Consider the following 12,898-nt stretch of genomic DNA (forward strand, 5'->3'; position numbering starts at 1 on the left):
CACTACTCCGCTTCTTGTTGCTCTTCCGGGCTTGCCTGCGCTTCCGCGTCCGTTCCCGGGGACCGCGTGTGGTCCGGTTCCAATTGTCCGTCATTCCGCTCACCGGCGGCCGGGTCTCCGGCCTCCAGATCGTCAGCCTGAAGGTCAAGGAAGCCCTGTTCCCTCTCCGTGTACGGCCTCGCAGCAGTTTCGAGTCCGAGGTAGGAGCCGATCCTGTCGGCGCAGGAGGACGGATCAGTGAAGACTTCAATGGTCCACAGGGACATGTAGCGCCAGCCCATGCGTTCGAGCAGTTGGGGGCGGAGCCTGCTGCGCTCCCTGACACTCATGCGCCGGTAACGCTCCGTACCATCGGATTCGATGGCCACGGGTGTGGGCAGTTCGCTGTCGTCCCGCCCGATGGTGAGCATCGGGTCCGCCGCGGCGGCGATGTCCAGGGCGCCGTCATAGTGGTGCCATACGCGTGCACCGCGCGCCCGGAGGCGCTCGCCCAGGTCTGCGACGAGGGGATCCTCGCCAAGCGCCTGCTCGCTGGCGGCAGCCCTGATCGCGGGCGTGCCGAGCGAGGAGTTCCCGGAGACTTCGCGGTCCAGCAGCTCATAGAAATCCACGGCACCGTGGGAGAGACGGTCGAGGTCGAGGTCTTCCGGACGGAAGCAGCTCAGCACGTGCAGGGACCTGCGCGACCGGGTCATGGCAAGGGCGAACTTGTTCCGGCCACCCTCCACGGAGAGCGGCCCGAAGCTGTGCAGGGCGCGTCCATGCGGGGTGCGGCCATAGCCGAGGGAGAAAATCACGTGGTCCCGGACCAGGCCCTGTGCGCGCTCAAGGTCCACCACGCGGAACGATTCCGGACCGGCACTGAAGAAACCGGCCAGAAGCGGATAGTTCGGCAGCTGGAGGCGGATTGCTTCACCGATCCTGGCCGCGTGCCGCAGGCTTGCCGTCACGACAGCCAGGGAGGTCCTCGGGCGCAGGCTCGCGTGTTCGAACACGAGGTCGACCACCCGATTGACTTCGGCCGCCACCGACTCGACCCCTTCGTGGTCGGAGCTGGGCAGGCCCGTGCCGTCTGGGATGTATTCGACCAGCACGGACCGGTCGAGCCCGGTGACGGACTGTCCGTCGGGCAGCCGGCGCAGGCTGCCGTCGTAGTGGTTCTTGCTCAGCTGCAGGACGAGGTCCTCGTCCACGGCGCGGTAGATCCAGTTCAGCTGCCAGGTGGGCAGGACGCCGGCCAGCGCGTTGAAGGCACTGTCCACCGTTTCCTGGCCGTTCGTGCCCGGGAACCGGGGTTCGACCGCCACGCTGAAGCTGCGTGCGACGGCGGTCTTCGGGTCGCCGAACGCGATGACCTGCCTGGCACGGGCGATCGCGGGAAGTGCCGCCTGGAGGGAGGTCGACGCTGCATCGAGGATCACGACCGCGTCAAAGGACTGCACGACGGGCAGCAGGCCTGTCAGCAGGTGGGGACTCAGCGACCAGACGGGCACCAGGAGCGGCACCAGGTCCGGTGCCTGCGCGCTCAGCGCGGGCAGGGTGATCCGGCCGTCCTTGATGAGGTTCCTCAGGAGTTCAGCCTGCCGCGGCTGTTCAGCGATACTCGCCCGCCACCGTTCGGCGAGCTGCCAGCGGAGGCGTGCGGCGCCGCTCGCCACGTGGGCCTGGTCTGCCAGGCGATACTCCGCTTCGAGCTTGCGCAGGGATTCGCCGTCGGACATCGCCAGGTAGTCATCGCCGCTGATCATGGCCTCAAGCGCGGACTGCCACCAGGCCAGGTCGAGCTCCGCCGCGACGGACTCCGGCCCGACCTCGCGTGCGGCGAGGTCGGCCAACAGTTCACCCAGGCCGTGTTCCCGCATGTTCTCGACGAGCAGTGTGCGCTCGGGAAGTGTTTCCAGGGTCTCGGTATCCGCCACGAGGGATTCCAGGCGCGCCATGAGCTCGCCGTACGGCGTTTCGTGGAGCTTGCCGCCGTCGCGGGTGTGCTTGAGGCACGTGCCCAGCCGGACAAGTTCGCGGTCGAGATCCCGGTAGGCGCTGCCGAGCTCCGCGAGCCCGGACGGTACCGCCGGGTGGCGCTGGCTGGTCGCATAGCCGGCCCAGAGGCTGCGCTGTTCCTGCACGAGGACCAGGGAACTGTGCAGGTCGGCAATGTGCACGCCGGGCCGGACGTACTCCTTCGCCACGCGGCGCAGGCGCGAACGCTGCATGGACGGCATCTCCAGGCCGCGTTCGCGGCGCCATGCCGAGGAGGCCGTTGCCGAAATGAGGTCGTGGACGGGCCGGTCGAAGATGTCCGGGGTGAACTTGTCCAGGCTTTCCCGGACAGCCATCAGCAGCTCCAGCTGGGCTCCCCATTCAGCGAAGGTGCTTCCCAGCCTGATCTCCGAGTGCCCGGCGAGTGCCACCATGCGTTCACGGAGGACCGGCAGCTGTTCGTGGGCGGCACGGGCAAGCTGCTGCGCTTCCTCGGTCTCCTTGCGGGTGACCAGCCGGGCGCCGTACCAGGGGCTGTTGACCGCGGAGCTGCTGAAGCTGCCCAGTTCCGCAGCGCGGCGCAGGCGTCCGGCCAGTTCCTCGCGGTCCTTGATGCTGTCCAGGACGCTGCGCTTCAGGCGGACCGTGGTGGCGGGGGCGGGGTGGATTGCGGTCAGCTCCGCCAGGGACTGCATTGCCTGGTAGGGGGAGCATCCCCACCGCTCGCGGACGTTGTGCAGGGACGCGACGTGGTCCATGAGCGCGTGCCGGTGCTCGACAAGGGTCTCGTGCAGATTGCTGAGCTGCGGTTCAAGGGACTTTTCGTTGCGGATGATCGCGCTCACCAGCTGGGTCTTGAGCTGCTGCGCCGGAACACCGTTCCCCGGCCGGAAAAGCAGGGACTCGAGGCCGAGGGCCTCCATGCTGCTGGCGAGGGCGTTGAGGCTGGTCCGTCGCTCCCCCACGACCAGGACTGACCTGCCTTCCCCGACCAATGCACCGATGGTGTTGATCGCGGTCTGCGTCTGGCCGCTGCCGGGCGGGGTGCTCACTACGAGGGAATCGCCGGCGCGGGCTGCATCGATGACGTACTGCTGGTCGGTATCGGCGTCCAGCAGCAGGAGTTCGTCGGCGGGGTCGCGTTCGTCCAGGCCCGGGAAGCGGCCGGCCTGCAAAGGAGGCGGCACAACCTCCCCGCCGTTGGCCCGTTCCGCCAACGAGGCAACGATCGTGTTGCCTTCGTTGATCCACGGATCGTCGAGGTTGCCGGAGAGGTCCGCAAGAGTGGTGACGAGGAGGTTTGGGGAGACCTCCGCGCCGTGGATCGGCTTGACCAGCGTGCCGATCCGGTCCAGGACGGGCAGCGGGTCCAGCCTGGCCGTGTTGTACGCCATGCGGCCCACCGCGGCGGCGTCGAACACAATGCCGTGGACGGTCTTCAGGTGGCGGACCAGCGCAGGGTTGATGGCGGCCTGCTCGGTGAGCTGGAGTTCGTAGTCGTCCTCGCCGGGGCGTGCGGTAAGGGAAATGCCGGCAAGCATCACGGGGGCGGAAACACGCTGCGGTTTCCCGCCGACGGCGGACGTCCAGACGACGGTTCCGCAGGACAGGTAGCCTGCATCGACGCCGCGGTCGTTTGACAGTTCGAAGACCTTCGAGCGCAGGTTGCGCGCTGCCCGTGCGGCCACGATGTACTGCTGGCGGTCACGGATCAGCGTCGAGAGCCGGGTACGGCGTCCGGCCAGGAGCTGGGCGAGGCCGGAGGGATGGCCATTGCTGAGGTCGATTGATCCTTCGGGGGTCTTCACGAAGCGCAGCATGGTGTCCGCGCCAGTTACCGATTTCAGCCCGGAGAGCCATTTCCTGAGCTCCGGGGAGCTCTCCTCCTGGCTATGACCTACAGACACCGCTGCCTTCTTTTCTGTACTGGCTTGAGACGACTTGGACCAAATCGGCATACTTTCGAGGGTAGCCGGAAACGGCCGGGCCTGAGGGACCGCAACACTGGCCGCCGGGCAAATTCCCCGTGATTCAGCCGGAAAAAGCAAGTGGCCGGCCTCCCGGAAGAGGCCGGCCACTCAGGACCTTATTCCCACTCGATGGTTCCCGGCGGCTTGCTGGTCACATCGAGCACCACGCGGTTGACACCGTCAACCTCGTTGGTGATCCGGTTGGAAATCCGGGCCAGGAGCTCATAGGGCAGTCGCGACCAGTCGGCGGTCATGGCGTCTTCGGAGGACACCGGGCGCAGCACGATCGGGTGGCCGTAGGTGCGGCCGTCGCCCTGGACACCGACGCTGCGGACATCGGCCAGCAGCACGACCGGCATCTGCCACACCTCGTTGTCGAGGCCGGCGGCGGTCAGTTCCGCGCGGGCGATGGCGTCGGCCTTGCGCAGCAGGTCCAGGCGTTCCTTGGTGACCTCGCCGACGATGCGGATGCCGAGGCCCGGGCCCGGGAAGGGCTGGCGGCCAACGATTTCCTGGGGCAGGCCGAGCTGGGCACCGACCGCACGGACCTCGTCCTTGAACAGGGCGCGGAGCGGTTCGACAAGCTCGAACTGCAGGTCCTCGGGAAGGCCGCCCACGTTGTGGTGGCTCTTGATGTTTGCCGCACCTTCGCCGCCGCCGGATTCGACGACGTCCGGGTACAGGGTGCCCTGGACGAGGAACTTGATGCTCTCCCCCTCGGAGGCAGCCTGGGCGATGATGGCCCGCTCGGCTTCCTCGAAGGCGCGGATGAACTCGCGGCCGATGATCTTGCGCTTGGTTTCGGGGTCGCTCACGCCAGCCAGGGCGTTCAGGAAGCGTTCCTGCTCGTTGGCCACGTAGAGGTTCACGCCGGTGGCGGCGACGAAGTCCCGTTCGACCTGCTCGGCCTCGCCTTCGCGCAGCAGTCCGTGGTCCACGAACACGCAGGTGAGCTGGTCGCCGACGGCGCGCTGCACCAGCGCGGCGGCGACGGCGGAGTCAACGCCGCCGGACAGGCCGCAGATGACCTTGGCGTCGCCGATCTGTTCGCGGATCCGCTCGACCTGCTCTTCGACGATGTTGCCGGTGGTCCAGTTGGGCTCGAGTTTGGCGCCCTTGAAGAGGAAGTTCTCCAAGACCTGCTGGCCGTTGGCGGAGTGCTTCACCTCGGGGTGCCACTGGACGCCGTAGAGGCCCTTTTCCTCGTTGGCGAACGCCGCCACGGGAGCACCTGCGGTGGTGGCCAGGACCTCGAAGCCTGCGGGTGCTTCGTGCACGGAATCGCCGTGGCTCATCCAGGTGTTCTGGGACTCCGGGGTGCCCTCGAGGATGGAGCGCGCGACGCCCACGGTGGTGGCTTCGGTGGCACCGTATTCGCGCAGGCCGGTCTGGGCTACCTTGCCGCCCAGCGCGTTGGCCATCGCCTGGAAGCCGTAGCAGATGCCGAAGACGGGAACGCCGGCCTCGAACAGATCGGCTCCGACGCTCGGAGCACCCTCGGCGTAAACGCTGGAGGGGCCGCCGGAAAGGATGATCGCTGCCGGGTTCTTGGCCAGGAGCTGCTCGGTGGTGAAGGTGTGCGGAACAATTTCCGAATACACGTTTGCTTCACGGACGCGGCGGGCAATCAGCTGCGCGTACTGGGCACCATAGTCAACAACCAGCACCGGCTTCTGGGAAGTCTGGGGCGCGGTGGGAGTAGTCACCAGAACAGCCTACTTTGCCCGGCTGCCCCGGTGCATCTCCAGTCCCGCCAACGGACACCCAAAACGGGTCGTACGTCAGCAATCTCACACCGGGTGGGGCTCAGTAGCGCTTGGAAGCCTGCGGGTTGGCGGCCAGTTCGGCCTCGACCTCGGCGTGGAACTTCTTCTCCACGATGAAGGACATCAGCGGCACCACACCGCCCAGGGCGAGCAGGATGAACTTGGTGAACGGCCAGCGCATGAGGGACCACAGGCGGAAGTCCGAGATCAGGTACACCACGTACATCCAGCCGTGGACGATCAGCACCATCACCGACAGGTTCACACCGCCGATCACGCCCTTGGGGTCGGAGCCTGCCAGGCCGAAGCCGAAGGGCCGGCCGGTCAGTGCGTCCGTGCCGCCGGCGTAAAGGGATACACCGAACACGTAGCGGGCGATCAGCTCGACGCACAACAGCAGGAGCATGATGCCGGTGAGGTAGGCCATCAGCTTGTAGAACTTCAGCGCCGAGCGGATCTGCGCTTCGGTCCCGCCGAAGCGGCGCTTCCTGGCGGCCGGGCGGCCGTCCGGGGCGCCGGGCTGCGAGGCACCGGATTCTGAGGGGATTGCCGGTTTCGGCTCAATCATGGCTGCACCTTTTGTTCTGGATCGCTTGCTGTTGGCGTTTCGTCGTCCTGGCCGTCGTCATCCGGGACCTCCTCTTCGAGGTCGCGGCGGTAGTCGTCGGCCATCAGGCGCCACCAGATGTAGAGCGCGAAACCGGCGAATACCACCCATTCCACGGAGTAGAAGAGGTTCAGCCAGTTGATTTGCTGTGCCGGCGGCTGGGCCGGGATGTTGAGTGCCTTCATGTCCGCAGGCAGTTCAACGGCCTTGCCGCCGCTGCTTTCGGCACTGGCGGCAACGAACCCCGGATAGCTGGACACGTCCCAACGGTTGATGAGTTCGGCTACCGAGACCGCAGAGGCGCGCCCCGCACCGGCGTCGACGTTCGGCACAGGCGCTTCCGAAGGAAGCAGCCGTCCCGTCAGCTCAACAGTGCCCGACGGCGGCGGGCCGGCCTGGCCGGGTTCCGCCACCCAGGCGCGGGCCACCGGGATCCAGGTCTTCGCGGAGGCGCCGGCGCCGCGCAGGGCGGGTGCGCCGTCGACTGCGAAGGCCGAAACGACCCAATAGCCCTTCTTGCCGTCCTTCAGCCGCCCTTCCACGAGGACCTGCTTGGCGGGGTCGTAACTGCCGGTGGCGCTGACCATCTGGTCCGCGACGGAACCGGGGAAGAAGGTGCCGGGCTGCAGGACGGTGGTCAGCGCTTTGCTTTCCTCGATCTGCGGAGACACCGGGACTTCGCTCTGGGTGGACCGTCCGAACTGCCACTGGCTCAGCAGCACGAACACCCCGGAAAGCAGGAGCGCAAAGACAAGCCCTGCGATCCAGCGGGGTTTCAGAGCGGTTTTCAACACCCCTTAACCGTACTTCGTCAGGCTGTAGAACAGCTAAACGGGCCTGCGGAGCCAGCCCCTGGCGCCCGGCAGCCGGGTCCAATCGCTAGTGGTCGAAGAACACCAGGCTGGAGTTGATCAGTTCAGCGATGACTTCGGGGTCGTGGGCGCGTCGCAGGGATTCCCGGAAGGATTCCTTGGACAGTGAGCGGGCCATGGTGGCCAGGACCTCGAGGTGGTCCGAGAAGGAGCTGGGCGGGGTGGCGATCAGCAGGACCAGGGTGGCGGGCCCGTCCGCAGCGCCGAAGTCCAGGGCGTGCCCGAACTTGGTGACGCCAACCGCGATGGAAATCCGGGACACGAACTCGCTGCGGGCGTGCGGCAGCCCGATGCCCCCGGGCAGGCCGGTCGCCATCTGGTGTTCGCGGGCGTTGACCTGGCCCAGGAAACCGTCGAGGTCGGTGATACGGCCATGGGCGTGGAGGCGTTCGGCAAGCTGCGCGGCGGCTTCACCCTTGTCCGCGGCTTCCATTTCGAGGATGACCAGGTCCGGTGTGGTCAAGTCCGCATCATACGGGTCCAGTGTTTCCGCCAAAGTGATTCCCTCCAGTGTTCGTCTCCCCCGGGCATGGCCGCCCCCCGCGCCGGGTTCAGCGCAAGGGAACGATGTCATCCACCCCCATCCGGGCAGCATCCGCCGACTCGTCGTCGGGCTGCTCCTGGCTGAGCCGTTCCGCTTCGACGCGGGCAAGGTAGTGCTTGATTTCGCCTTCGCGCTGCACATCGCTCCAGCCGAGGATTTCACCCATCAGCTTAGCGACTACGGGCACCGCGGACACTCCCCTGTCCCACGCCTCGATTGAAATGCGGGTCCGGCGGGTCAGGACGTCATGCACATGCCGGGCACCTTCGTGGGTAGTGGCGTAGACCACCTCGGCGGCAAGGTAGTCATCGGCGCCCGGCAACGGCTCGGCGAGCTCGGGCAGTTCCTTGATCAGCGCGAGGACGTCGGTGGCCATGGAACCGTAGCGGTTCAGCAAATGTTCCACACGGGCCACGTGCACGCCGGACTCCTCGGCCATGCGGGAGCGCCGGTTCCAGGCGGCCTTGAACCCTTCGGCCCCGAGCAGCGGGATGGTCTCGGTGCAGCTGGCGGGAACGCGCTCGTCCATGGCCCGGGTGGCCTCGTCCACGGCGTCCTTGGCCATGACCCGGTAGGTGGTGAACTTTCCGCCGGCCACGACCACCAGTCCCGGAACCGGGTGCGCCACCACATGCTCGCGTGAAAGCTTGGCCGTGGAATCGCTCTCACCGGCCAGCAGGGGCCGCAGGCCGGCGTAGACGCCCTCGACGTCTTCCCTGGTCAACGGCCGCTTCAGCACTTTGTTCACGCGCTCAAGCACGTAGTCGATGTCCTTCGATGAAGCCGCCGGGTGCGCCTTGTCCAGCTTCCAGTCGGTATCCGTGGTGCCGATGATCCAGTGCCGGCCCCAGGGGATGACGAAGAGCACGGATTTCTCGGTCCGCAGGATCAGGCCCACCGTGGACTGGAAGCGGTCCCGCGGAACAACCAGGTGGATGCCCTTGGACGCACGCACCTTGAGCTGGCCACGGTCGGTCACCATGGCCTGCGTTTCATCGGTCCAGACGCCGGTGGCGTTGACCACCTGCTTGGCGCGGATCTCGAAGGTGCTGCCGTCTTCCTGGTTCTCCACCTTCGCCCCGACCACCCGTTCGCCTTCCCGCAGGAAGGAGACCACGCGCATCCGGTTCACGGCGTGCGCACCGTAGCGGGCCGCCGTCCGGACGACGTTGACCACCAGGCGGGCGTCGTCCACCTGCGCGTCGTAGTAGCGGATGGACCCGACGAAGGCATCGTTCTTCAGGCTCGGCGCGGCCCGGAGGGTGCCGCGCCGGAAGAAGTGCTTGTGCCTGGGCACTCCGCGGCTGTGCCCGGAGGTCAGGCCGAGTGTGTCGTACAGGAAGATGCCGGCACCCACGTAGGGCCGCTCCCAGAATCGCCGCGTGAGCGGGTAGAGGAACGGAACCGGGCGGACCAGGTGCGGGGCGATCTGCTGGATGAGCAGGCCGCGCTCCTGCAGGGCTTCCTGGACCAGGGCGAAGTCGAGCATCTCAAGGTAGCGCAGGCCGCCGTGGATCAGTTTCGACGAACGGGAGGAGGTCCCCGAAGCCCAATCGCGGGCCTCCACGATGCCCACGGACAGGCCACGGGTCACCGCGTCCAGGGCCGCGCCGGCACCGACCACTCCCCCGCCGACAATGAGGATGTCCAGTTCCCGGCCGGCCTCGATGGTGCCTTTGAGCACTTCAATGGATTCGGCCCTCGCCTGCGGACTCAGTGCACCGTCCGGTGCGTTGAATGCCTGCGAAGCACCTGCTGCCCTGCCCATTGGACGCCTCCCATCGCCTTCAGCCCGTCAATCCCCCCAGACTACTTGCTGAGTGCGGGCTTGGGCAGGGCCGTGCTGGCCTGGCCGGGCGGCTTAGCCGAGGTACGGAGACACGACGACGTCGACCCGCTGGAATTCCTTCAGGTCCGAGTAGCCGGTGGTCGCCATCGAGCGGCGCAGCGCACCGATGAGGTTCGAGGTGCCGTTGGTGTGGTGTCCCGGGCCGAAGAGCACTTCCTCGAGCGGGCCGACGGTGCCGACGTTGACGCGGTCACCGCGCGGCAGTTCGAGGTGGTGGGCCTCCTGGCCCCAGTGCCAGCCCTTGCCAGGTGCTTCTTCGGCGCGCGCCAGGGCACTGCCGAGCATGACGGCGTCGGCGCCCATCGCGATGGCCTTGACGATGTCACCGGAGGATCCCATGCCGCCGTCGGCGATGACGTGCACGTAGCGGCCGCCGGACTCGTCGAGGTAGTCGCGGCGCGCCGCGGCGACGTCGCTGATGGCCGAAGCCAGCGGCGAGTGGATGCCCAGAGCCCGCCTGGTGGTGGTCGTGGCGCCGCCGCCGAAGCCGACCAGGACGCCCGCAGCACCGGTGCGCATGAGGTGCAGTGCCGGGGTGTAGCCGGCGGCACCGCCGACGATCACCGGGACGTCGAGTTCGTAGATGAACTTCTTCAGGTTCAGCGGTTCGTGGTTCTTGGAGACGTGCTCTGCGGACACGGTGGTGCCGCGGATGACGAAGATGTCGACGCCGGCGGCCACCACGGTCTTGTAGTGCTCCTGCGTGCGCTGCGGCGTCAGGGAGCCGGCCACCGTAACGCCGGAGGCGCGGATCTCGGCAAGCCGGCTGGTGATCAGTTCGGGTTGGATGGGTGCCTTGTAGAGCTCCTGCATCCGCCGGGTGACGGCCGGGCTGGCGGTTTCGTCGGCGAGAGCGGCGATTTCATCCAGGACGGACTGCGGGTCCTCGTAACGGGTCCACAGGCCTTCGAGGTCCAGCACGCCCAGGCCGCCGAGGCGGCCCAGCGCGATGGCCGTTTCCGGCGACATGGCCGAGTCCATCGGGGCGGCGATCACCGGCATTTCGAACTTGTATGCGTCGATCTGCCACGAGACGGAGACGTCCTTGGGGTCGCGGGTCCTGCGGTTGGGGACGATCGCAATGTCATCCAGGGAGTAGGCACGACGCCCACGCTTGCCACGGCCAATCTCAATCTCATAAGTCACGGGCTCTACTTTACTGGACCCCCTTCAGGGAACCGATTCGACCAATCAAGTAAAGACTTCACAAAATCTGAAAGAAGTATTTACAAGTCTTGAAATGTACCAATAGATTTCTCTCGGTTGCGGAAACCCTCTGCGCCGACTCCACTTTTCATCGCCCGGGACCACACTCGCCCCGGAGACAGGAACCCCATGGAGAACACGATTTGGAGCCGCCGGAAATACAGCGGCCTTGCATTGTCGGCCGCCGTGCTGGCCGGCCTGATGTCCTTCGGCACCGCCCCCGCCGGTGCCACCACGCCATCCACCAGCGACCCCGGAACAGGAACGGCCGCCGTCGGGAACCTGCAAGCAGGTGAGCAGTATTCCCAGTTCATCGTGCAGTACAAGGCCGGAGCCCGGGGTGCCACGGCAGCTGCCCGTGCCAACGCCTGGGGCAAGGTCGCCAAGGAGCTTGGCATCACGCCGCATGAAGTCCGCGGCCTGGCCACCGGCGCCACGCTGATCGCCAGCTCAAGGCCCCTGGATGCGCAGCAGTCGCAGGAGTTCATGACCGGGCTGGTGGCGTCCGGCGCCGTTGAGTACGTCGAGCCGGATGCGCGGATGCGGGCAAGCCTTACCCCGAACGACCCCCGGTACGGCGAACAATGGGATTTCACCGGCACCAACGGCATGCGGATCCCGGGCGCTTGGAACACCTCCACCGGCTCCGGATCGGTCGTGGCCGTGATCGACACCGGCATCACGGCCCACCCCGACCTGGACGCCAACATCCTCCCCGGCTATGACTTCATCGCCGACTCCGCCGCCGCCCGCGACGGCAACGGCCGCGACGCCAACCCGCAGGACCAGGGCGACTGGTACGCCAGCGGGGAATGCGGCGACGCCAGCAGCTCCAACTCCTCCTGGCACGGCACGCACGTAGCCGGCACCATCGCCGCGGTCACCGGCAACGCCACCGGCGTGGCCGGTGCCGCCCCTGATGCGAAGGTCGTCCCCGTCCGTGTCCTGGGCAAATGCGGCGGCATGCTCTCGGACATCGCCGACGCTATCGTCTGGGCCTCCGGGGGCGCTGTCTCCGGCATACCGGCCAACGCCAACCCGGCAAAGGTGATCAACATGAGCCTCGGCGGCTCGGGCAGTTGCTCCTCCACCTACCAGAGCGCCATCAACAGCGCAGTAAACCGCGGTACCACCGTGGTGGTGGCCGCAGGAAACGAGGCTTCCAACGCCTCCACCTCGCAGCCTGCCAACTGCGGCAACGTAGTGACGGTCGCCGCCAGCAACAACAGCGGCGGGCTGTCCTACTACTCGAACTACGGCAGCGTGGTGGACCTCACCGCCCCCGGCGGCGATGCGCGCCAGAGCGGTGGCGGCATCCTCTCTACCCTGAACACCGGCACCACCACCCCGGCCGCCGCCGGCTACGCCTGGTACCAGGGCACGTCCATGGCCACCCCGCACGTCGCCGGCCTCGTAGCCCTGATGAAGGCTGCAGACCCCTCGCTCACCCCGGCCCAGGTCGAATCAACCCTCAAGCAGGGCACCCGCCCCATGCCCGCCGGGTGCACCCTCGGCTGCGGCGCCGGACTCTCCGACGCGGCAGCCACCCTGGCGCTGCTCGGCGGAAGCACCCCGCCGCCGTCGGGCAATGTCCTGCTGAACCCTGGCTTCGAATCCGGCGCCGCCTCCTGGACCTCCAACAAGAGCGACACCTTTGAGAGCGGCAGCTCCGCCCGCACGGGCACCGGCTACGCGGCCCTGAACGGCTGGGGCCAGTCCACCACGTACACGCTCGACCAGAAGGTGACCGTGCCCACGGGCAGCGGCCCCGGTTCGCTGTCCTTCTACCTGCGCATCCTCAGCAACGAAGGAACCACCACGGCCTACGACACCCTCAAGGTCCAGGTGATCGACGGCGCCACCACCACGACGCTGGCCACCTACTCCAACAAGGACAAGGGAAGCAGCTACGTGCAGCGCACGCTGGACATGTCCGCCTACAAGGGCAAGACCGTAACCGTGCGGTTCCTGGGCACCGAGGACTACTCCTACTCCACCACCTTCCAGCTGGACGACACCTCGGTGGCAGTCTCCTGACCGCAGGCTGAGTCGACTCCAGCTGCAAAACCCCCGCTGCATAAGACGACGACGGCGGTGTCCCCAC

At 67.2% G+C, this 12,898-nt stretch carries 8 protein-coding genes; 1 reads left to right on the forward strand and 7 read right to left on the reverse strand.

The window, feature by feature from the left end:
* Positions 1–2 precede the first annotated feature (2 nt).
* From ACZ9CK_RS12480 to ACZ9CK_RS12510, 7 genes are all read right to left on the reverse strand, one after another.
* Positions 3–3,938 (reverse strand): AAA family ATPase, encoded by a 3,936-nt coding sequence (locus ACZ9CK_RS12480; protein WP_476050095.1) that lies wholly within the window; start codon positions 3,936–3,938, stop codon positions 3–5.
* 128 nt (positions 3,939–4,066) lie between these two features.
* Positions 4,067–5,656 (reverse strand): glutamine-hydrolyzing GMP synthase, encoded by a 1,590-nt coding sequence (guaA, locus tag ACZ9CK_RS12485; RefSeq protein ID WP_476050096.1) that lies wholly within the window; start codon positions 5,654–5,656, stop codon positions 4,067–4,069.
* Positions 5,657–5,756: 100 nt separating this feature from the next.
* Positions 5,757–6,284, reverse strand: coding sequence for a DUF3817 domain-containing protein (locus ACZ9CK_RS12490; protein ID WP_476050097.1), 528 nt, complete (start codon positions 6,282–6,284; stop codon positions 5,757–5,759).
* Positions 6,281–7,117: an SURF1 family protein gene (locus ACZ9CK_RS12495; protein WP_426298923.1), complete on the reverse strand. Its 837-nt coding sequence runs from the start codon at positions 7,115–7,117 to the stop codon at positions 6,281–6,283. The genes ACZ9CK_RS12490 and ACZ9CK_RS12495 overlap by 4 nt, the downstream gene beginning before the upstream one ends.
* A gap of 85 nt (positions 7,118–7,202) precedes the next feature.
* Entirely contained in the window at positions 7,203–7,691 is a 489-nt protein-coding gene (locus tag ACZ9CK_RS12500; protein ID WP_426298925.1) for a PTS sugar transporter subunit IIA, read from the reverse strand.
* A gap of 55 nt (positions 7,692–7,746) precedes the next feature.
* Entirely contained in the window at positions 7,747–9,507 is a 1,761-nt protein-coding gene (locus ACZ9CK_RS12505) for a glycerol-3-phosphate dehydrogenase/oxidase (RefSeq protein WP_426298927.1), read from the reverse strand.
* A 93-nt stretch (positions 9,508–9,600) separates the two neighbouring features.
* On the reverse strand, positions 9,601–10,734 hold the full coding sequence (locus ACZ9CK_RS12510) for a GuaB3 family IMP dehydrogenase-related protein (RefSeq protein ID WP_074588380.1): 1,134 nt from the start codon (positions 10,732–10,734) through the stop codon (positions 9,601–9,603).
* Positions 10,735–10,923: 189 nt separating this feature from the next.
* On the opposite strand from ACZ9CK_RS12510, the gene ACZ9CK_RS12515 reads away from it, so the two are divergent.
* The gene (locus ACZ9CK_RS12515; protein ID WP_476050098.1) at positions 10,924–12,831 is read left to right on the forward strand and encodes a S8 family serine peptidase; all 1,908 of its coding nucleotides are present in this window, start codon (positions 10,924–10,926) and stop codon (positions 12,829–12,831) included.
* The last annotated feature ends 67 nt before the right edge of the window (positions 12,832–12,898 follow it).

This window comes from Arthrobacter sp. TE26545 (assembly GCF_056279005.1).

What these genes read in the sequence shown, in the direction of transcription:
- ACZ9CK_RS12480 (WP_476050095.1), bottom strand. Translation starts at nt 3,938, where the DNA reads ATGCCGATTTGGTCCAAGTCGTCTCAAGCCAGTACAGAAAAGAAGGCA.
- ACZ9CK_RS12490 (WP_476050097.1), bottom strand. Translation starts at nt 6,284, where the DNA reads ATGATTGAGCCGAAACCGGCAATCCCCTCAGAATCCGGTGCCTCGCAG.
- ACZ9CK_RS12505 (WP_426298927.1), bottom strand. Translation starts at nt 9,507, where the DNA reads ATGGGCAGGGCAGCAGGTGCTTCGCAGGCATTCAACGCACCGGACGGT.
- ACZ9CK_RS12515 (WP_476050098.1), top strand. Translation starts at nt 10,924, where the DNA reads ATGGAGAACACGATTTGGAGCCGCCGGAAATACAGCGGCCTTGCATTG.